The following is an 18,847-nucleotide window of genomic DNA, read 5'->3' on the forward strand; positions in this document are numbered from 1 at the left end:
ACAAAAAAACCATCCCAAAAGGGATGGTTTTTCGTAACGGGCAGATTAACGAGAGTAGAACTCAACGATAAGTGCTTCGTTAATTTCAGCTGGAAGCTCAGAACGCTCTGGTAAACGAGTGAATGTTCCTTCAAGCTTGTCAGCATCGAATGTTAAGAAATCAGGTACGAAGTTGTTTACTTCGATTGCTTCTTTGATAACATCAAGGTTGCGAGATTTTTCGCGAACGCCGATTGTTTGGCCAGCAGTCAAACGGTAAGATGGGATGTCAACGCGACGTCCATCAACTAGGATATGACCGTGGTTTACAAGTTGGCGAGCAGCACGACGAGTACGTGCTAAACCTAAACGGTAAACAACGTTGTCAAGGCGAGATTCAAGAAGAACCATGAAGTTCTCACCGTGTTTACCTTGAAGTTTGCCAGCTCTATCAAAGATAGTGCGGAATTGGCGTTCGTTCACACCGTACATGTGACGAAGTTTTTGTTTTTCTTGCAATTGCAAACCGTATTCGGAAAGCTTTTTGCGTTGGTTAGGACCGTGTTGTCCTGGAGCGTAAGGACGCTTTTCTAGTTCTTTACCAGTACCGCTTAGGGAAATTCCTAAACGACGGGACAGTTTCCAAGATGGACCTGTATAACGAGCCATAAGTAGACTCCTCCTTGATTGTTTTTATTTTTGTAAAATAAAAACCGATGTTTACATACATTACTGCCATTTCATTTTCATGCACCTTCGCCCTAGCAGCAGCGGGTTACGAGATGCACCTCAATGACTTGAGGAATGAAATGAACGAATAAAGACGTGAACATAAGCTGCGATATTTTACACAAGGAGTATTGTATAATTTATTCATAGGGAAGTCAAGGTATTATCTTGTTATTGGAAAATGCGAACAACTAATGACGGATTATTTAGGTCGATTGTCATAGAACAAGAAGATCATGTATTTCATTAGAAAAACAGTTGAAATAGGATTAATAACTAAAAAGGACCATGCCGGCTTAAAGATAAAGGCAGACGCGGAATACGGATTGGCGTTTAGCAATTGCTTTCATGGGAAGGCTTGGACATAATTATTTCAGCCAATGATAACCCCCAATGATTTGATGATAGATTATCGTCAAATCATTCGGGTCTTTATTTGTTGTTTTCCGTGTATTAGTTAATGGTGGCTTTTTATTATTCATGACTAGTGGAAGGGAGCGAACCTATTTCCAACTGTTATTGAATAGGGAGAATAATTTACAATCATTCGTTTTTGAGGTTCATTTATTTAGTTATGTCCCAACCCCTTCTTTCTTAGAGGCTGGATTCAAGGATTGAAACGAAATGACTTAGACCTGTTTCATCTTCTTCATCAAAGCGTTCAAGATTAGGGCTGTCAATGTCAAGGACGCCGATTAAGCGGCCATCCTTCACGATTGGAAGAACAATTTCTGATTGACTGGCAGCATCGCAGGCGATATGTCCCGGGAAATCATGAACATTCGCTATGCGCATGATTCTGCGTTCTGATGCCGCCGTGCCGCAAACGCCTCTGCCAAGAGGAATGCGAATGCAGGCCGGGAGTCCTTGGAATGGACCGAGAACCAGCATATCGCTTTCTTCCTCGTATAGGTAGAAGCCAACCCAGTTAACATCATCTAGAAAAACATTTAAGAGGGCACTGGCATTGCTGAGGTTTGCCACGATATTAGGCTCCCCGGTAATTAACGCCTGTAATTGTTTGCCGACTAATTGATATTGCTCAGCTTTTGTACCGGTGTATTGTTCGACTTGAAACATCATATTTCTCCTTTCCTCCCTATATAGGGTATTGAAATCTATGCCAATCCTGTCTGTTTCATTCTTTTTGTCGAGAACTTATTGAAGGATATAGCCTCCTCAAAACAGAAGTAGTCCATAAGAGAGAATAACCTTTGTTTAGAAGGAGGGGAGTTTACGAATGGACAAGAATACTAAGACGAAAGATTCCATTATAGAAGCTGCTATCTACTTATTTTACATGAAAGGTTACTCTGCTACATCTATTCGAGATATTGCCAGGCGTGCAGGAAGCAATTCTGCTAATATTTCGTACCATTTTCAGCATAAGCAAGGCTTGCTGGAACATTGCTTTACGGACTTCTTTGAGGGGTATCTCACCGGCCTGGAGCAAATCGCGGAGCAATTGCCGCAGGTTGGTGCGAGGGAATGCCTCCTGCAGTATGCGAGCTTCTGTCTTCATTATTACCGTGAGAATTTCCTGCTTACAAGGCTGGTGCTGCGTGAGATCTCAGTCGACACAAGCTTGAACCGTGAAGTATACATGACCTATCTCTCGAAGGAAAAATTTCTCCTCAAGATGATTTTAGAGGAGGGGAGAAAAAGGAATGAGCTTCGTCCAATCTCCATCCCAATGTTTGTCACGAAACTAAAGGCCATGCTGAATGAGCCCTTTATCCATTCCCAATATTTCATGGAGGTATGGCATATATTCCCGAATGAGCCGCATTTCACGAAGGCGTATTTCACAGAAATCGAGACATTTCTGCATGAATGTCTCTTTCATACGATATACCGTGCGCCGATTGAGCTGGCTAAGGCTTGATGAAGGAATCACGAATACCCGGGTCAAGAGCATCCAGACCGCGCCCTAAATCAGACGGGTGATGCGAGTCAGAGCCGTATACGAGCGGGATGCCCATACTAGCTGCTTCCTCGAGGATGGCTGCAGGCGGATAAATATCTTCGCATAAAGGCTTGAACAGGCCGGCTGTGTTAACGTCGAGCTGGTAGCCCTTCTGTTTAATCAAGGGCAGAAGATCAAGCATCTGCCTAGTAGAATCATAACTGCTAGGATATTTTTTTTGGAATTTAGAAACAAGGGAAAGATGGCCAATCCGTTTTGGTTTGAACGGTCCGAGGTCGCTCATGATTGCTTTCTTCAATGTGCGGTAATAGGCATCATAGACAGCTTCGGTTGTGCCAAACCGGCTGATTATGCGCTCGAACTCTGAATCGCTGTAATCAAGGCAGAACCATTCATCCTCTAGCTGCAAGAAATGGACAGACAGAATGGAATCGGCCAGATTCGATCCAATCCTGCTTAATAAATGTTTGGTTTCTTCCTCCTGCCCTTCAATATAATCAATTTCTAATCCAATCTTTATTTCAATCTTCTCCCCATAAGTCTTCTGATAGCCCTTCAAATCTGTTAGATAAGAACCGAACTTGCTGATGTCCATTGAGCTGTCCTTAGTTGGAGCAGGATCGGAGAAGTGTTCAGGCAGCGGAGCATGCTCCGTAAAGGTAATCCCGCGGTATCCTAATTGGATTGCACGTTCGATATAGGCGTTGATTTTTTCATTTGTCCCATGGGGGCAGTAATGTGTATGTACATGACCATCATAAATATCCATGATTCTCCTCCTTTTCGACAAATTTTATTTGTTTCGAGAGTTTTTGGCAAAAGATAAGTCGTTTAGGATAACTTTTTGCAGAAAATATCGCTTTTTATGGTTAAAAAAAGCCTGTGCCATGTTATCATTAAATCATTGATATGAACTTATATACATAAATATTTGTCTCGTGTTGAATAGGAGGCTTCTTTATGAAGTATGTGATAGGGGGACTAGCGCTAATCTTTGTTGCCTTTATCGTCGGGATATTGGTAAGAAAGAAGCACTATAAGGAAATTGACAGACTTGCAGATAAGAAAATAGACATCATGAACAGGCCGATTGCTGAGGAATTGGCTCGTGTGAAGAGTCTGAACATGACCGGTCAGACAGAGCGGCTGTTTGAACGCTGGCGGCAGGATTGGGATACAATCCAGACAGAGCGGCTGGCAGAGGTGGAGAGTTTGCTCTTTGACGCGGAAGAATACACGGATAAATACCAGTTTAAGAAATCAGTGGCTGTCCAGCATGAGATTGATCGAATTTTGGACGAGACCGAGATTACGCTGGCCGCGATTCTCCATGAGTTGAATGATTTAATAGGCAGTGAAGAACAGAATAAGAAGCTCGTTGAGGAGCTTTTAATGTCCTATCGGGATGCGAAGAAGCATTTGCTCGCACACCGCCATACATTTGGGGATGCCGCTGAGCGTCTCGAACAGCAATTTGATGAATTAGCCGTTGAATTCCAGATGTTTAATACACAGACAGAATCAGGCGATTATTTAGAGGCAAGGGAGCAGGTGCTCTCCATAGAAGCCAAACTGATTGCCATTCAAGAGAAGATGGAGAAGATTCCAGATCTCCTGGCGAATTGCCAAATACATATTCCAAGCCTGCTGCATGAGCTGAAGACGGGATATACAGAAATGTGTTCACAGGGCTATCCGCTCAGCCATATTTATTTTGATACTGAGCTCGAGAAGATGGAGCAGCAGCTGGCGGAGGCCAAATCCCTCTTAAAGGAAACAAAAGCAGATGAAGCGACAGAGGAAGTTGAGAAGCTGAATGAAACGATCCAGTCCTTCTACGATCTTCTTGAGAAGGAGGTAATGGCCCGTCAGTATGTTCTATCTGTCAAGAATATGTACCAGCAGAAGCTCGACCAATCCATTGATCGTCTTGAGCAATTAGATGATGAAACCGAAGTGGTCAAACAGATTTACCAAATGCCGGAAAAGGAGCTCGAGGTCCGCACGAATATTGAAAAGACGTTAATCAATATTAAAGCGAAATGGGAGCTCTTGAAGGACAGGCTTGCTGAGGAAAAAACGGCCTACACGGTGTTAAAGGAAGATATAGTTGAGCTTGAGGCGAAGCTTGATGCATTAGAAAAGGCTCAGAAAGAATATGAAGAGAAGCTGAATGCCCTTCGCAAGGATGAACTTGAATCAAGGGAGACGATTCGCAAGCTTCAAAAGAATATGACAGAATCACTGCGGATGGTTCAAGAAAGCAACTTGCCAGGCATGCCGACCTCCTATGAACTGATGGTTGTCCAAGCGAAGGAGAGTCTTGCCGACGTGAAAGCGAAGCTGGATGAAAAGCCGCTGAATATGAATGCCGTCATGCATTATCTTGATATTGCGAGCGTCGCTGTCAGCCGTGTTCGCGAAGCGACTGAGCATTTGACGGAGCAGGTGCATCTTGCTGAGAAGGTAATCCAATACGGAAATCGGTATAGAAGACAATACCCATCCGTTGCAGCAGCCTTAAGTGATGCAGAGAACAAATTCCGTAATTATCAATATGAGGATGCGCTTGAGCAGGCAGCCACTGCGATTGAGCAAGTGGAACCGGGCTCATTGAAGAAAATCCAAGATTTACTGGAACAAGATCATAGTGCTAATTAGACCAGTCCACTTTGACCATGGACTGGTCTTTCCTTTGGATAGCGGTTCTTAAAGGTGAGAAAATAACGCTAAGTTGAAATCTGCAGCTTTATAAACTGGGAAGTTTATGCTACATTTTCTAATTGATAGGCTAGGGAAGGAGAAATCCAATGATTTATTTGGACAACAGTGCAACGACACAACCATATCCAGCCGTGCTGGATTCATTTATGAAGGTTTCAACTGGCTTTTGGGGAAATCCTTCCTCGCTCCATGGCTTTGGAGGAAAGGCCGAACAATTGCTTGCGAAGGCACGTGAACAAGCCGCAAATATGCTGGGGGTGAATCCAGCAGAGATTATTTTTACCTCTGGAGGTTCAGAGAGCAATAATCTCGCTATTAAGGGGGCGGCCCTGCAATACAAAGGCCGGGGAAAGCATATTATCACATCCTCTATTGAACATCCCTCCGTGCTTAATCCGACAGAGCAGCTGAAGGATTTAGGGTATGAGATTACCTATCTGCCGGTGGATGAAGTTGGACGTGTATGTGTGAATCAATTAAAGGAAGCGATACGGGAAGAGACGATTCTCGTTTCGATTATGCATATCAATAATGAGATAGGCTCTATCCAGCCAATCGAAGAAATAGGGGAGCTGCTGAAGCAGTATCCAAAGATTCTCTTCCATGTAGATGGCGTACAGGGCTATAGTAAGGTGAATCTTTCCTTGAGCCGTTCCCATGTAGATCTGTATTCATTATCAGGTCATAAGATACATGGATTGAAGGGAACGGGCCTTCTGTACAAACGGGAGGGAATTAAGCTATCTCCTCTCATTGCCGGCGGAAACCAGGAGTCGGGATTCAGGAGCGGGACAGAAAGTGTGGCCGGAGCCGTATCATTAGCTAAGGCGATGCGTCTTGTGACGGAGCAGAGTGTGAAAAGTCTTGAAAGGATGAAGGAGCTGCAAGCCTATACGATGAGCCGGCTGGCAGAAGTAGATGGCGTTGTCATCAATACGCCTCAGAACGGGGCCGCACCGCATATTATTAATTTTTCGATTCCAGGCCTAAAATCAGAGGCCTTTGTGCATACGCTTGAGGATGAGGAGATTTATGTCTCTACGACAAGTGCCTGCTCCTCAAAGAAAAAATCAATGAGTCATACATTGCTTCAAATGGGCAAGAGCGAGAAAATCGCCAGCAGCTCAATCCGAATCAGCCTTCATTTTGATTTGGAGAAAAAAGATATCGATCAGGCCGTTTCCGCAGTGGACAAGGCCATTCAAATGTTAAGTGAGGTTAGTAAAAAATGATTAAATTTGACCATATTGTCGTGCGTTACGGGGAGATAACCTTAAAGAAACGAAACCGTAAAAGCTTTATCACCCAACTGAAGAAAAATGTGAAAAATGCCTTGATGGATTATCCGAATGTGCGGATTGAAGCGCAGCATGAGCGCATGTATATTCATTTAAACGGTGCGGGCCATGAAGAGGTGATTGACCGTATGAAAAAAGTATATGGTATTTCCTCTTTAAGTCCAGCCCTGAAAGTGGAAAAGGAAATTCCGGCCATTCAGGAATCGGCACTCTTCTATATCAACAACCTTTCAAGAGATATTGAGACATTCAAGATTGATGCAAAACGGGCTGACAAGACATTTCCTTATTCAACCTATGACCTGAATGGGCTCGTTGGCGGATATTGCCTCCAGCATAAGGAAGGCTTGAAGGTAGATGTGCATAATCCGGATCTGAAGCTCCGTGTTGAGGTACGCAAGGATGCTGCCTATATTACGGGTGAGAAGATTGCTGCTGCAGGCGGTTTGCCAATCGGGAGCAGCGGTTCTGCGATGCTTATGCTAAGCGGCGGCATTGACAGCCCTGTTGCAGGATTCTTAACGATGAAGCGAGGCGTAGAGATTGAATGCGTCCACTTCTACAGCCCGCCGTTCACGAGTGAACGCTCTAAACAGAAGGTCATTGATTTGGCGGAGAAATTAGCAGAAGTGAATGGGCGGATGGTGCTGCATATCGTTCCATTTACCGAAATCCAAAAGCTCATCCAAAAGCAAATCCCGGATAATTATACGATGACAACAACACGCCGGCTTATGCTGCGTGTCACTGATGCGATTCGGGAACAGCGCAAAGCCCTCGCTATCGTTACCGGAGAGAGCCTAGGCCAGGTGGCCAGCCAGACGATGGAGAGTATGTTTACAATTAACGAAGTGACGAATACACCTATTCTTCGTCCTCTATTAGCCATGGACAAAACGGAGATCATTGAGATTGCCGAGCGAATTGGCACGCATGACATCTCCATCCGTCCGTTTGAGGATTGCTGTACCGTCTTCACGCCGGCCAATCCTAAGACAAAGCCTAGAAGAGAGAAGGTTAATCATTACGAATCCTTCACGGATTTTGAACCATATATCCAAGAAGCTGTAGAAAAAACAGAGACCATTATCTTCAGCAATAAGGAGAAGAAAAAGGAAGAAGCAACGGACGAGTTGTTCTAAATCATATTTGTGAACAATTACCATATTGGGTTTCGCATATCGGCATGTGTTTTGACACACTCTATACTCACAAGGAGGTGAAAAACACATGTCAAACAACTCAAACAACCTTTTGGTACCAGGAGTAGAACAAGCTCTTGATCAAATGAAATACGAAATCGCTTCTGAGTTCGGAGTACAACTTGGAGGAGAAACAACTTCTCGCGCTAACGGTTCCGTTGGTGGAGAAATCACAAAACGCCTTGTCCAAATGGCAGAGCAACAATTGGGTGGAGGTTACTCCCGATAATTTCATACAATTGGCTACAGAAAGCGGACCTATGGTCCGCTTTCTTCTTGTTTCGGGGAGTAGACAAGAATAAAATCCAACATAAATAATAAAAATATTCAAAAAATCATGTATAATAGCTATGGTTACCATAAATTGTTAAAGGGAGTGGGGAGTTTGACTGAGAACCTGATTGCACCTGAGCAATACAATTTAGTGGATGAGATTGAGAAGTATGCAAAATATGAACGTAGAAAAGCGCTTATTTGGAGAAATGAAAGCGGTTTAACGGAAGAGATGACGTACAAGGAGCTTATGAGGACAGTTAATAAAACAGCAAATGTCTTCCTCAGTGAAGGGCTCAAGGCAGGCGATAAGATGCTGATCATGGTACCGAGGCTTATAGAGGCGTATACGGTTTATTTAGCGGCATTAAAGATTGGGCTGGTGGTCATACCATGTTCAGAAATGCTTCGCATAAAGGATTTACAATATCGAATTGACCATTCGGAAGCAAGAGCTGTGCTGGTACATAAACCATTTGTGGATACCTTTAAAGGCTTATCATCCAAAGAAACATTACATAAATTTATCATCAATGGCCAAGAAGAGGGATGGATCGAGCTTGACGACAAAATCAAGCATGCGGATAGCCTTCTAAAGACAGCTAAGACAAAGCGGGAGGATATGGCCTTTCTCTCCTATACATCCGGTACCACTGGGCAGCCAAAAGGTGTCGTTCATACACACGGGTGGGCTTATGCCCATTTACGGACGGCAGCGAGCAATTGGCTCGCGATTGAAGAAGAGGATGTTGTTTGGGCAACGGCGGGGCCAGGCTGGCAGAAATGGATTTGGAGTCCGTTCCTGTCTGTGCTAGGTTCAGGAGCTACGGGTTTTGTTTATAACGGGAAATTTGAGCCTAAGAAATATCTTCAGCTGCTTGATGACTACTCCATTAATGTCCTATGCTGTACACCGACAGAATATCGATTGATGGCCAAGGTCGATCATTTATCAGATTATAAGCTGCAGCACCTTCATAGTGCTGTCTCAGCAGGCGAGCCGCTGAACCGGGAAGTCATTGATACATTTCGGACTCATTTTGGTGTGACCGTCCGGGATGGCTATGGACAAACAGAGAATACGCTCTTGGTCGGTGTAACGAAAGGGATGGATGTTAAACCAGGCTCAATGGGCAAGCCGACACCTGGGAATAAGGTCGAGGTAATTGATGAAGAGGGCAGCCCATGTGCAGTTGGCTTAACAGGCGATATTGCCGTGCATATAGAAACACCAGCTCTTTTTAAGGAATATTATAAGGACCCTGAAAGAACATCGATGCAATTCAGAGGAGATTATTATATAACAGGCGATAAAGCAAAAAAAGATGAGGACGGATACTTTTGGTTTGAGGGGCGCAGAGATGATATTATCATCAGTTCAGGCTATACAATCGGCCCGTTTGAGGTGGAGGATGCGCTCGTGAAACATCCGCATGTAAAGGAATGTGCGGTTGTAGCGAGTCCTGATGAAGAGAGGGGACAAATCGTCAAAGCTTTTGTCGTATTGCGGGAAGATGCCCCGGAGCCTTCCGATGAGCTGATTAAAGAACTGCAGAACCACGTGAAGGCAATGACCGCACCGTACAAATATCCACGTAAAATCTCTTTTGTGGAGGACCTTCCAAAAACGATCTCAGGAAAGATTATGAGGGTCGAATTAAGGAAGCTGGAAGTAGAAAACCAGAAGGCATAGACATAAAAGAAGCTGATCTTTGGCCCGCTTTCGAGTGGACTTAGGTCAGCTTTGTTCGTTTGGATATGGTAAGCGGAGGAGCAGTCTTCTCATAATAGTGATTGAAAAAGCTCCTGTTATCTTAATATCGACATAAAATCTGGATACTGTTGCATTGCATAAAAACACTATGCGCCAAATAAAAAACAGGTGAAAAGATGTTTTTCACCTGTTTCATTCGTTTATAGGAATGTCCGCTGAACCTTTTCCCAAAAGGAGTTGTCGCGCAGCTTGACGGTTTTAATCGTGCGGCCGCTAAGGCGGAAGTCCAATTGTTCGATATGCTGGATGCTCATGGCCTCATTGTCCATTCCAATGACCGGATAATCATCACCCGTTTTAGAAAGACGGAGTGTAAGTACGCGGTCGCTTCCGAGAATGAAGGAGGAGCCTAATGTCCGGTAATGGTTATTATTCATGGATGCGATTTCGCTTACCTGCATACAATGCAATGTTGGGTCAACGACAGCTCCGTTAAGGGATTTATTGTAGGCGGTCGAACCGGTAGGGGTTGCAATAACCATCCCATCCCCGCGGAATGTCTCAAACGGCTGACCATCAATATCAACTTCGATGACAAAAGTTTTGATCAAGGAGGAGCGGAAGGAGCATTCATTCAAGCAATCGAAGCTGTACTCATTGTCAATGGTCACTTCAATGGTCGGGTACTTTCTAACCTCAATGACAGATCTGGTGACAGCGTCAACCATCTTTTCTGTATCATCAATATAAAAATCACAGTACATATTTAATTTCTTGTTAAGGGATATCCCTGCATAGAGGCAATCCTCCCGGAAATCCGTCTTGCGGACGGCTTGCAGGAATGTGCCGTCATCACCGATGCTGACAATGATATTTGCTTCCGCAGGGTTCTCAACAGTTTTGAACCCGTATTTATCTGTGTTTGCTTTAATGGTCTCAATTCTTTCGAGAATATCCTTGTCTTTCTTGTGATAGAAATAGATATTTTTACGGTTGTCCATTTAGCGAAACCTCCTTAATAGGCAGTACATGCTGAATTCTTAGCAAATTTAAGTTTGCCCAACATCGACATGTTATAATAATTTTATCAGTAAAATAAGAAGATTCAAACTTTGACAGGGGGAATAATGTGTGAACAAAAAAAGATGGCTTAGCTTAGGGATTGCAGCAGTTATTTTCTTCGCATCAATCTTAATGAATTCGATTTCCTTGCTGGCTTCTTCAGATGACAAAGTTATGTCCGAATTCTTCGAAGCGGAAGAGGAAGTCATTGAGGATGGAGATTATGAGCAGAAAATTGTCGTCCTGGATATCGATGGAACGATTGCTGATACAGGTGAGGAGTCCTCACTCCTATCCACGGGCGGATATAATCATCAGGCATTGCTTAAACATTTAGATACCGTTGCTGAGGATGATACAATCGGCGGGCTTGTACTTGAAGTGAATTCACCTGGAGGCGGTGTCCATGAGAGTGCGGAAATCCACCGGAAGATTCAGGCGGTCAAAAAAGCTGGAAAGCCAGTGTATGTAGCCATGGGCTCAATGGCTGCTTCAGGCGGGTATTATGTCTCAACGCCAGCAGATAAGATTTATGCAAGTCCAGAGACATTAACGGGGTCACTGGGTGTTATCATGCAAAGCTATAATTTTGAAGGCCTTGCCGAAAAATACGGGATTGATTTTGTTACGATTAAGAGCGGGAAATTCAAGGATATGGGAAACTCCTTCCGTGATATGACCGATGAGGAAAAGAAAATTCTCCAATCTTTAGTGGATAACTCCTATAATCAATTCGTGAAGGTAATTGCAGAGGGAAGAGGCATGTCTGAAGATGAGGTCCGTAAAGTGGCGGATGGCCGGATCTATGACGGCCGTCAGGCGAAGGATTTGAATCTTATTGATGAGCTTGGCTATATCGATGATGCTATTGCCGGCATGAAGAAAAATGAAGACCTGAAGGGTGCAGCTGTTGTTAAGCTGACAGATACAATTGGGTTTGGCTCCATGCTGAATTTAAAGCTCACTCAATGGGTTGGAGGTAATAATGAGGCAGGTATCATTAAAAGCATCATGACCGAAAATCAATCTCCGCAAATGATGTACCTATATTCTGGAGAGTAAGGAGGCACGGGAATGACGGATATTCATGAGAACAGCTTGAACGAGCAAGATACACATATACAGGCGGCCGAGGATTTCTCCCCAGAAGGGAAGGGGCTGACCCGTGCCGGTTTTTGGATGAGGTTTTGGGCGTACATAATTGATTTTCTGATTGTAGGGAGCATCAGCCGGCTTTTTATCAAGCCGATTTTCCGGCTGCTCGATATTCCCATTGACAGCAGCGGAATTTTATCGCCGTATACGGTGGTTGATTCAATTGTCTTTTTCGGATATTTTTTCATTATGACGTTCATTTTTGCCCAAACATTAGGGAAAATGGTGATGGGACTGCATGTTACTTCGCTGACTCAAGATAAGCTGGATTGGAAGACGGTATTGTTCAGGGAATGGATAGGAAGATATATTTCAGCCTTCTTCCTGCTTGGTTATATTGTCGTAGCCTTTAACCCGCGCAAACAAGGCTTCCATGATATGTTCAGCGATACAGTAGTCGTCCTTGATAAAGAGCGCTAGAAAACAACTATCAAAAACCTGCCTGTTGATAAAACAGGCAGGTTTATTTTTTAGGCGGACTGTCCATACTGATTGGTTGATAAGTCAGGGGGGTTTGGTTTGGTCATTCTATCGATTTGCTTACTTGTATTGTTCATAGTGCTGATCTGTTTCATCCTATCGACTGTTACCTTGTCTTTTCGATATGAAAAAACGATTCATAAAAATGAGCTTGAAATCAAGGTACAGATGTGGTGGGGAATGCTTCATTATGGGAAAAACATAAAGCTGGGAGAACCGATGGCAAACGGAAAGAAGGCTGAATCTGAAGAAGGACAGGAGGAGGAGCAGCCGCTTGATGAGATGGACGGGTCCTTCCATGCGCTCGCTAAATTATTATCTGATTTGAAAGAGTACAGAGCCGCGACAAAGGAGGTTACGACTGATATTCGATTGACCAATCTGGAGATCTCCCTGTCCTATGGAACGGGAAATGCACCGACAACGGCGATGGCAACGGGCATATTATGGGGGATCGTTGGTACAGGCATTTCAATCATTGGTCGTTATTTTCAACTGGAGGTTGTTCCGAAAACCGAGGTCGTTCCTTATTTCATGATGAAAAAACCGCTTGAGCTCTATGTTGGATGCATAGGAAAGATCAGAATGGCAAACGCTATAAGGGCAATATGGAAATTAGCTCGATTTATGCAAAGCAAGAAGCAGCTGCATAAGACTGGCGGAAAAAGCCATAAGGGCAAAAATCAAATGGCCTAACAGGAGGTTATCATATGTCTAATCATCCAATTGGCGGATTAATGAATTCGGCGATGGAAAACTTAAGAAGCATGGTAGATGTCAATACTATTATTGGCGATCCTGTCGAAACTCCGGACGGAAGTGTCATTATGACTGTATCGAAGGTGGCATTCGGGTATGCGGCAGGCGGCAGTGATTATCAAATCAGCGGCCCTTCAGGAGAGGATCAAAGACATCCATTTGGCGGCGGAAGTGCTGGCGGTGTCTATATTACCCCAATTGCTTTCTTGATTGTCAGCTCTCAAGGAATTAAAATGCTGCATCTAGATGAAAATACCCATCTAATCGAAAAATTGATGGAAGCTACTCCTGTTGCTGTTGATAAGGTTAGCTCCATGTTTTCGAAAAAGGGAAAAGGAATGCAGAATGATCAGCAAACATCTGGTATAGACAGCATGGATTAAGAGAACGAAAAAAGACCGCATCTTTTTAGGAGATGTGGTTCGTTTTTGTGAGAATAAAAATCGTAGCTTTTTACAAAGGGAAGATGAAACCCTATACTTAAAGAGGAATGAAAAAATTCAGACGATTGAGGAGGAATTAGTGTGGCGAACGTGACGTTTAAAGGTAATCCGGTTACATTAGTAGGGACAGAAGTAAAAGTGGGTGACAAGGCACCAGATTTTACTGTGCTCGCAAATGATTTATCCCCAGTAACGCTGAAAAGCTCAGAAGGGAAAGTTAGAATTATCAGTGTCGTTCCTTCTCTCGACACAGGTGTATGTGATGCGCAAACCCGCAAATTCAATGAAGAAGCATCTAAACTAGATAATTTAGAAGTTATTACGGTCAGTGTTGACCTGCCATTTGCGCAAAAACGCTGGTGTGCGGCAGCTGGTCTTGAGAATGTCGTAACGGTATCCGATCATAAGGATTTATCCTTTGGAGAGGCATATGGCGTATATATTAAAGAGTTACGTTTGCTTGCGCGCTCTGTATTTGTCGTAGACAGTCAAAATACAGTTACATACGTAGAATATGTACCTGAAAGCACTGACCATCCGAATTATGAAGCGGCAATTGAAGCAGCAAAAGCAGCTAAATAAGCAGCTTAAGTGTCCTAATTCAGCATGAACAAGAGGAATCCAGGAAGGTTCACATTTGAACCGATATGCCTGGATTCTTTTTTTTTGAGTTGCAGCTGTTATAGCACATTCATTCAATAGAGGTTTATTCAAGTCAGAAAAGGTGATACTTGTTCTTTATAGACTGTAATACTACAATGAGGAAAGAACTAGAGGACAAAGTTGGAGGAAATGTTATGAATACAACAAATGTTGAACAAATATATGAGGTAATTACAAGTACTGCGAAGGTTATCCAAGAGGAATTAGGCGGTACAGAATTAGAAGCAATTGCTGAAACAGGAGAGAACCTCTTCCAAGGCGATGTGCTGCAGGATGAACTTAGTGAGATTGCCGTCAAGAAATTGAAGAAGGCTTATCAAGAAGTCCATCTTGATCAATACAGCAAGGAAGATATCCGAAAAGGATGGCAACTAGCCATTTTGAAAGCGATGCGCACACATGTACAACCGAATCATCAAATGACACCTGATGCAATCGGATTTATGTTCGCCTATCTGCTGGAGAAATTCACCGCCAAACAGGAATCGCTGTCAGTCCTAGACCCGGCAGTTGGTACAGGTAATCTTCTCTTTTCAGTCATGAATGCTTTAAGAGGCAAGGAATTGAACGCGACAGGCATTGAGGTAGATGAAACATTGGTGAAGCTAGCCTATTCAGGTGCGAACCTGCTCGGAATGCCTGTCCATTTCTTGCACCAGGACAGCCTGCAGCCATTATTCATTGATCCTGCAGATGCCGTCATATGTGATCTGCCAGTAGGTTATTACCCCGATAACGAGCGTGCGAAGGACTTCAAGGTAAGAGCGAAGGATTCCATGTCCTATGCACATCACCTATTCATTGAACAGAGCTTTACCTATTCCAAGGCTGGGGGCTATTTATTCTTCCTTGTACCAAATGATCTGTTCAATACAGCTGAAGCACCTGCTCTGAATCAATTCATCCATAATCACGGTTATATTCAAGGACTTATCCAATTACCGGAGAGCATGTTTAAAACCAAGCAGTCTGCCAAGAGCATCCTTATTCTGCAAAAGGCTGGTGAAGGAGTGAAAGCACCAAAGCAAGTCCTTCTCGTCAATATGCCGAAATTATCCGATAAACCTGCGACAGCTGCCATGCTGACGAAGATTGATAACTGGATTAAGGCAGAAAAATAAAAAAGAATCCACTCCTGTAAATGATGTATTTTTTAAAATCTGTTCGAATTATTTGAATAAAATAAAATTTTTTGTGAAACCGATAACATAAAAATAATTTTGTTGCTAGAATCGGGTTACAATGGTTTAATGAGATTTGAAAGTTGATTTTAAAATTATATCAGTATGCATAAATTATGGGAGCTGTGATTTAAATGTCTAAAATTATCGCAATTAATGCGGGTAGTTCCTCATTAAAGTTTCAGTTATTTGAAATGCCTGAGGAAAAAGTAATCACAAAGGGAATTGTAGAGAGAATCGGATTGGCTGATTCTATCTTCTCCATTACGGTAGATGGTGACAAGAAAACCATCGTAACGGACATTCCTGACCACTCTGTGGCTGTTAACCTTTTGTTGGAAAAATTAACAGAACACAAAATCATCAACTCACTTGATGAAATCGACGGAATCGGTCACCGTATCGTACACGGCGGTGAACTCTTCACGGATTCTGCTGTTATCACAGATGAAGTACTTGCACAAATCGAGCAGCTTTCAGAGCTTGCTCCACTTCACAATCCAGCAAATGCGACTGGAATCAGAGCGTTCCGCGAAGTATTGCCAAACGTTCCTGCAGTTGCTGTGTTTGATACTGCATTCCACCAAACAATGCCTGAGTCTTCTTACCTTTACAGCTTGCCATACGACTATTACAAAGAATATGGCATCCGTAAATACGGCTTCCACGGCACATCTCATAAATATGTGTCAGAGCGTGCAGCAGAATTGCTTAAACGTCCGCTTGAGCAGCTTCGTTTGATCTCTTGCCACCTTGGTAATGGTGCAAGTATCACAGCAATCGAAGGCGGTAAATCCATCGATACAACAATGGGCTTCACTCCACTTGAAGGGTTAACAATGGGAACTCGTTCTGGAAGCTTAGACCCTGCGTTGATTCCATACTTGATGGAGAAAACAAACAGTTCAGCTGAAGAAGTACTTGAAATCCTTAACAAGAAGAGCGGTATGCTCGGCGTTTCCGGATTCTCAAGTGACTTGCGTGATATCGAGGATGAAGCAGAGAAAGGAAACGCTCGTGCTGAGCTTGCTCTGTCTAAATTCGCTGACGGTATCCACAAATACATCGGTTCTTATGCTGCAAAAATGAATGGTGTTGATGCTATCATCTTCACAGCAGGTATCGGTGAAAACAGTGCGGAAATCCGTGCACGTGTTCTTCACGGCCTGGAATTCATGGGCGTGTACTGGGATAAAGATGCGAACAACGTGAGAGGCGAAGAGAAATTCGTTAACCACCCATACTCTCCGGTAAAAGTTATCATCATCCCAACAGATGAAGAAGTCATGATTGCTCGTGACGTTGTGCGCTTAACAAAATAATTGATTACTATAAAGGACTGTGAATGCATTATTCACAGTCCTTTTTGTATACCAAGATGCCGATGTTTTGTATCTTAGCCTTTTTATGGCTATATCCTTGGATATGTTCGTTCCTAGGAATCTATTAAGGATAAAATAGATTGGATGTAATGAAGGAGTAAAACGAACCGTAGGGTTAGAAGATGAGGGCTCAAAGTCTAGGCCTTTTTGTTACAAAAAAACAGGTGAGGTCAGAACTATGCAGCAGACAGCCTACTGAAAGAAGGTGAGCCAATGAACTTCAGGAAAATCCCTAGAGAGTGGGAAGGAGTTCATTGACTGGTCTTTCAGCTAAATAGAAGCGTTTCTGTGAAGAGTATGCTATTTGTCATAATGACTCCTCGGCTATAGATGAGAAATTTGACTTAGTGCAACAAAATAGAGAGGAGTTAGGGGGGAATGTTTGGGCATAAAATAGCCCGGATTGGCGGGGCAAGAACTGGCAAAGATTCAGCAGCCTATTATTCAGGGGCTGTTATGGTCATGAGTGTTTCGCTTTTGGTGATGGGATAAGAGAGTTCTCAGGAACTTTTTAATGTCATTTACAATGGGCTTCTGCCGTTTGGCTTAGTCGTTTTTGTTGTCGTGCTATACAAAGGACAATTCTTAGAGGGATTTATTTCCTGTTGTGTGTTTACTTTAGTTGGTGCTTTAATTATGCAGGATAAATTTAAATAAGGAGGAAAATGAAATGAAACTATATCTAGCAAGTCCATTTTTTAATGAGCAAGAGCTTGAAGCTGTTCAAGCTGTTGAGGAAATTTTGAAAGAGAAAGGGATTGACTTCTGGAGTCCTAGATTGAATCAGCTTGACCAATTTGAGGCAGGTTCTCAAGCCTGGTCAATGGCTATCTATATGAATGATATTAAAGCTCTAGACTTCTGCGATGGGACTATCATGGTTTATCACGGAAACTACTCTGACTCAGGGACAGCTTTTGAGGCTGGCTATACAATTGCAAGAGGGAAGAAGTTGATTGTCGTTCATGTTGGGGATGATTCTAACTTAATGGTACACACTCCAGCTATTGCAAACTTGACTCTTGAAGAGCTGAAAGATTATGACTTCAAGAAGCTTGAGGCTATCGAGTATAAAGGGAAAATGTTTTAAGGAAGCTGTCTTTGACAGCTTTTTTATTTGGTTGCTTTCGTAAAGTTAGTTGGGATGCGAAAACAGCCACCTCCATAAAGAAAGTGGCTGTACTTGCTATTGAGCTAAAGCCCCGTTTGTTTAATAAGGATTTACTTTTTACCCCGTGGATACTTTAGGATTATATAAATGAAAATAATAGCCAAAATACCTACTATTGAATAAATAACTCCTTTTAGATTCTCTAGCGGTTCTTCCGAAGTTTGTTCAAATTCATATTCTCCTCTTCTTTCTGCTTTTACATATTGATCATTGGATTTTTGGACGGCTATCGCTTCCTCCGTACTAACCCCTTTGATTTCAAAGTATTTTGTACCTTTCTGATAATCATTAGAAAAATTACCAGATTGCGGTTCCATATCCGAATAATTTGTAACTTGGCCAATTTCATCTCCGATTGCGGTCACTGATTCTTCACTTACCGCATAGACATACCCATCCCAAACCACAAATGGATATGACCAAGAAGTTGCCATTACTTTGGCTGGTATAAATGAAACCAGTACAATAAATACGAATGTAATCATAAAAAGTAAATATTGATTTTTCAACTACATCTCCCCTTAAATTTAAAGTGTTCATTCATAGACTATTCTTCATTTTAAAACTTAAATCCTTCTTCCGCTAAACTGCCCGTTTGTGAAATATCAAAAAAGAGCTGATCACAGCTCTTGATAGCGTAGTAAGCTCTTGATTGTATAAGTCGTGCAAACCAAATGATAGGTCTACCTTTTTGACTAGGGAGGT

The 18,847-nt window shown here is 42.9% G+C and carries 19 protein-coding genes; 14 read left to right on the top strand and 5 right to left on the bottom strand.

Features of this window, described 5'->3' with window-relative positions; all coding sequences use genetic code 11:
• Window positions 1-45: 45 nt before the first annotated feature.
• Together rpsD and ACI35L_RS03380 are read right to left on the bottom strand one after the other, a co-directional pair.
• Window positions 46-648, bottom strand: a complete 603-nt coding sequence (gene rpsD, locus ACI35L_RS03375) for a 30S ribosomal protein S4 (protein ID WP_049669855.1) — start codon at window positions 646-648, stop codon at window positions 46-48.
• A 654-nt stretch (window positions 649-1,302) separates the two neighbouring features.
• Complete coding sequence (locus ACI35L_RS03380) at window positions 1,303-1,788, bottom strand: GAF domain-containing protein (RefSeq protein ID WP_439802252.1); 486 nt, start codon at window positions 1,786-1,788, stop codon at window positions 1,303-1,305.
• Between the two features lie 160 nt (window positions 1,789-1,948).
• On the opposite strand from ACI35L_RS03380, the gene refZ reads away from it, so the two are divergent.
• On the top strand, window positions 1,949-2,593 hold the full coding sequence (refZ, locus tag ACI35L_RS03385) for a forespore capture DNA-binding protein RefZ (RefSeq protein ID WP_439802249.1): 645 nt from the start codon (window positions 1,949-1,951) through the stop codon (window positions 2,591-2,593).
• On the opposite strand, the gene hisJ is transcribed toward refZ, so the two are convergent.
• Window positions 2,583-3,404 (bottom strand): histidinol-phosphatase HisJ, encoded by an 822-nt coding sequence (gene hisJ, locus ACI35L_RS03390; protein ID WP_439802250.1) that lies wholly within the window; start codon window positions 3,402-3,404, stop codon window positions 2,583-2,585. The two genes, refZ and hisJ, sit on opposite strands and share 11 nt — an antisense overlap.
• A 191-nt stretch (window positions 3,405-3,595) precedes the next feature.
• Here hisJ and ezrA point away from each other — a divergent pair, with 191 nt between their 5' ends.
• From ezrA to mbcS, 5 genes are all read left to right on the top strand, one after another.
• Window positions 3,596-5,296 (top strand): septation ring formation regulator EzrA, encoded by a 1,701-nt coding sequence (gene ezrA, locus ACI35L_RS03395; protein WP_439802251.1) that lies wholly within the window; start codon window positions 3,596-3,598, stop codon window positions 5,294-5,296.
• 149 nt (window positions 5,297-5,445) lie between these two features.
• Window positions 5,446-6,591 (top strand): cysteine desulfurase family protein, encoded by a 1,146-nt coding sequence (locus ACI35L_RS03400; RefSeq protein ID WP_049669860.1) that lies wholly within the window; start codon window positions 5,446-5,448, stop codon window positions 6,589-6,591.
• A complete protein-coding gene (gene thiI / locus ACI35L_RS03405; RefSeq protein WP_197089970.1) occupies window positions 6,591-7,799 on the top strand; it encodes a tRNA uracil 4-sulfurtransferase ThiI in 1,209 nt (402 codons plus the stop codon). The genes ACI35L_RS03400 and thiI overlap by 1 nt, the downstream gene beginning before the upstream one ends.
• Window positions 7,800-7,887: 88 nt before the next feature.
• Entirely contained in the window at window positions 7,888-8,088 is a 201-nt protein-coding gene (locus tag ACI35L_RS03410) for an alpha/beta-type small acid-soluble spore protein (protein WP_049669862.1), read from the top strand.
• Window positions 8,089-8,244: 156 nt separating this feature from the next.
• Entirely contained in the window at window positions 8,245-9,825 is a 1,581-nt protein-coding gene (gene mbcS, locus ACI35L_RS03415; protein ID WP_231589476.1) for an acyl-CoA synthetase MbcS, read from the top strand.
• Between the two features lie 221 nt (window positions 9,826-10,046).
• Here mbcS and ACI35L_RS03420 read toward each other — a convergent pair whose 3' ends face one another.
• The gene (locus ACI35L_RS03420) at window positions 10,047-10,847 is read right to left on the bottom strand and encodes an NAD kinase (RefSeq protein ID WP_049669864.1); all 801 of its coding nucleotides are present in this window, start codon (window positions 10,845-10,847) and stop codon (window positions 10,047-10,049) included.
• Window positions 10,848-10,977: 130 nt separating this feature from the next.
• Between ACI35L_RS03420 and sppA the strand changes: the two genes are divergently transcribed.
• The 8 genes from sppA to ACI35L_RS03460 all read left to right on the top strand — a co-directional run bounded on the left by sppA (window position 10,978) and on the right by ACI35L_RS03460 (window position 18,061).
• Window positions 10,978-11,970, top strand: coding sequence for a signal peptide peptidase SppA (gene sppA, locus ACI35L_RS03425; protein ID WP_049669865.1), 993 nt, complete (start codon window positions 10,978-10,980; stop codon window positions 11,968-11,970).
• A 12-nt stretch (window positions 11,971-11,982) separates the two neighbouring features.
• Window positions 11,983-12,483, top strand: a complete 501-nt coding sequence (locus ACI35L_RS03430; RefSeq protein ID WP_082197010.1) for an RDD family protein — start codon at window positions 11,983-11,985, stop codon at window positions 12,481-12,483.
• A gap of 99 nt (window positions 12,484-12,582) precedes the next feature.
• Window positions 12,583-13,239 carry a DUF2953 domain-containing protein gene (locus ACI35L_RS03435; protein WP_049669866.1) on the top strand — a complete coding sequence of 219 codons (657 nt, stop codon included), beginning with the start codon at window positions 12,583-12,585 and terminating at the stop codon, window positions 13,237-13,239.
• A 14-nt stretch (window positions 13,240-13,253) separates the two neighbouring features.
• The gene (gene ytfJ, locus ACI35L_RS03440) at window positions 13,254-13,685 is read left to right on the top strand and encodes a GerW family sporulation protein (protein WP_049669867.1); all 432 of its coding nucleotides are present in this window, start codon (window positions 13,254-13,256) and stop codon (window positions 13,683-13,685) included.
• Between the two features lie 141 nt (window positions 13,686-13,826).
• Entirely contained in the window at window positions 13,827-14,327 is a 501-nt protein-coding gene (tpx, locus tag ACI35L_RS03445) for a thiol peroxidase (RefSeq protein WP_049669868.1), read from the top strand.
• A 215-nt stretch (window positions 14,328-14,542) separates the two neighbouring features.
• The gene (locus tag ACI35L_RS03450) at window positions 14,543-15,529 is read left to right on the top strand and encodes a class I SAM-dependent methyltransferase (RefSeq protein WP_049669869.1); all 987 of its coding nucleotides are present in this window, start codon (window positions 14,543-14,545) and stop codon (window positions 15,527-15,529) included.
• A 194-nt stretch (window positions 15,530-15,723) separates the two neighbouring features.
• Window positions 15,724-16,911: an acetate kinase gene (locus ACI35L_RS03455; protein ID WP_049669870.1), complete on the top strand. Its 1,188-nt coding sequence runs from the start codon at window positions 15,724-15,726 to the stop codon at window positions 16,909-16,911.
• Between the two features lie 730 nt (window positions 16,912-17,641).
• A complete protein-coding gene (locus tag ACI35L_RS03460) occupies window positions 17,642-18,061 on the top strand; it encodes a nucleoside 2-deoxyribosyltransferase (RefSeq protein WP_049669871.1) in 420 nt (139 codons plus the stop codon).
• Between the two features lie 131 nt (window positions 18,062-18,192).
• Here the strand turns inward: ACI35L_RS03460 and ACI35L_RS03465 are convergent, their stop codons facing one another.
• Window positions 18,193-18,651, bottom strand: a complete 459-nt coding sequence (locus tag ACI35L_RS03465) for a hypothetical protein (RefSeq protein ID WP_053103711.1) — start codon at window positions 18,649-18,651, stop codon at window positions 18,193-18,195.
• Window positions 18,652-18,847 lie beyond the last annotated feature (196 nt).

The sequence above is a fragment of the Pradoshia sp. genome (assembly GCF_051873915.1).
GTDB lineage: Bacteria > Bacillota > Bacilli > Bacillales > Pradoshiaceae > Pradoshia.

Coding starts and splice junctions, on each gene's coding strand:
- rpsD (WP_049669855.1), bottom strand. CDS start 648: ATGGCTCGTTATACAGGTCCATCTTGGAAACTGTCCCGTCGTTTAGGA.
- ACI35L_RS03380 (WP_439802252.1), bottom strand. CDS start 1,788: ATGTTTCAAGTCGAACAATACACCGGTACAAAAGCTGAGCAATATCAA.
- refZ (WP_439802249.1), top strand. CDS start 1,949: ATGGACAAGAATACTAAGACGAAAGATTCCATTATAGAAGCTGCTATC.
- hisJ (WP_439802250.1), bottom strand. CDS start 3,404: ATGGATATTTATGATGGTCATGTACATACACATTACTGCCCCCATGGG.
- ezrA (WP_439802251.1), top strand. CDS start 3,596: ATGAAGTATGTGATAGGGGGACTAGCGCTAATCTTTGTTGCCTTTATC.
- ACI35L_RS03400 (WP_049669860.1), top strand. CDS start 5,446: ATGATTTATTTGGACAACAGTGCAACGACACAACCATATCCAGCCGTG.
- ACI35L_RS03410 (WP_049669862.1), top strand. CDS start 7,888: ATGTCAAACAACTCAAACAACCTTTTGGTACCAGGAGTAGAACAAGCT.
- ACI35L_RS03420 (WP_049669864.1), bottom strand. CDS start 10,847: ATGGACAACCGTAAAAATATCTATTTCTATCACAAGAAAGACAAGGAT.
- ACI35L_RS03430 (WP_082197010.1), top strand. CDS start 11,983: ATGACGGATATTCATGAGAACAGCTTGAACGAGCAAGATACACATATA.
- ytfJ (WP_049669867.1), top strand. CDS start 13,254: ATGTCTAATCATCCAATTGGCGGATTAATGAATTCGGCGATGGAAAAC.
- ACI35L_RS03450 (WP_049669869.1), top strand. CDS start 14,543: ATGAATACAACAAATGTTGAACAAATATATGAGGTAATTACAAGTACT.
- ACI35L_RS03455 (WP_049669870.1), top strand. CDS start 15,724: ATGTCTAAAATTATCGCAATTAATGCGGGTAGTTCCTCATTAAAGTTT.
- ACI35L_RS03460 (WP_049669871.1), top strand. CDS start 17,642: ATGAAACTATATCTAGCAAGTCCATTTTTTAATGAGCAAGAGCTTGAA.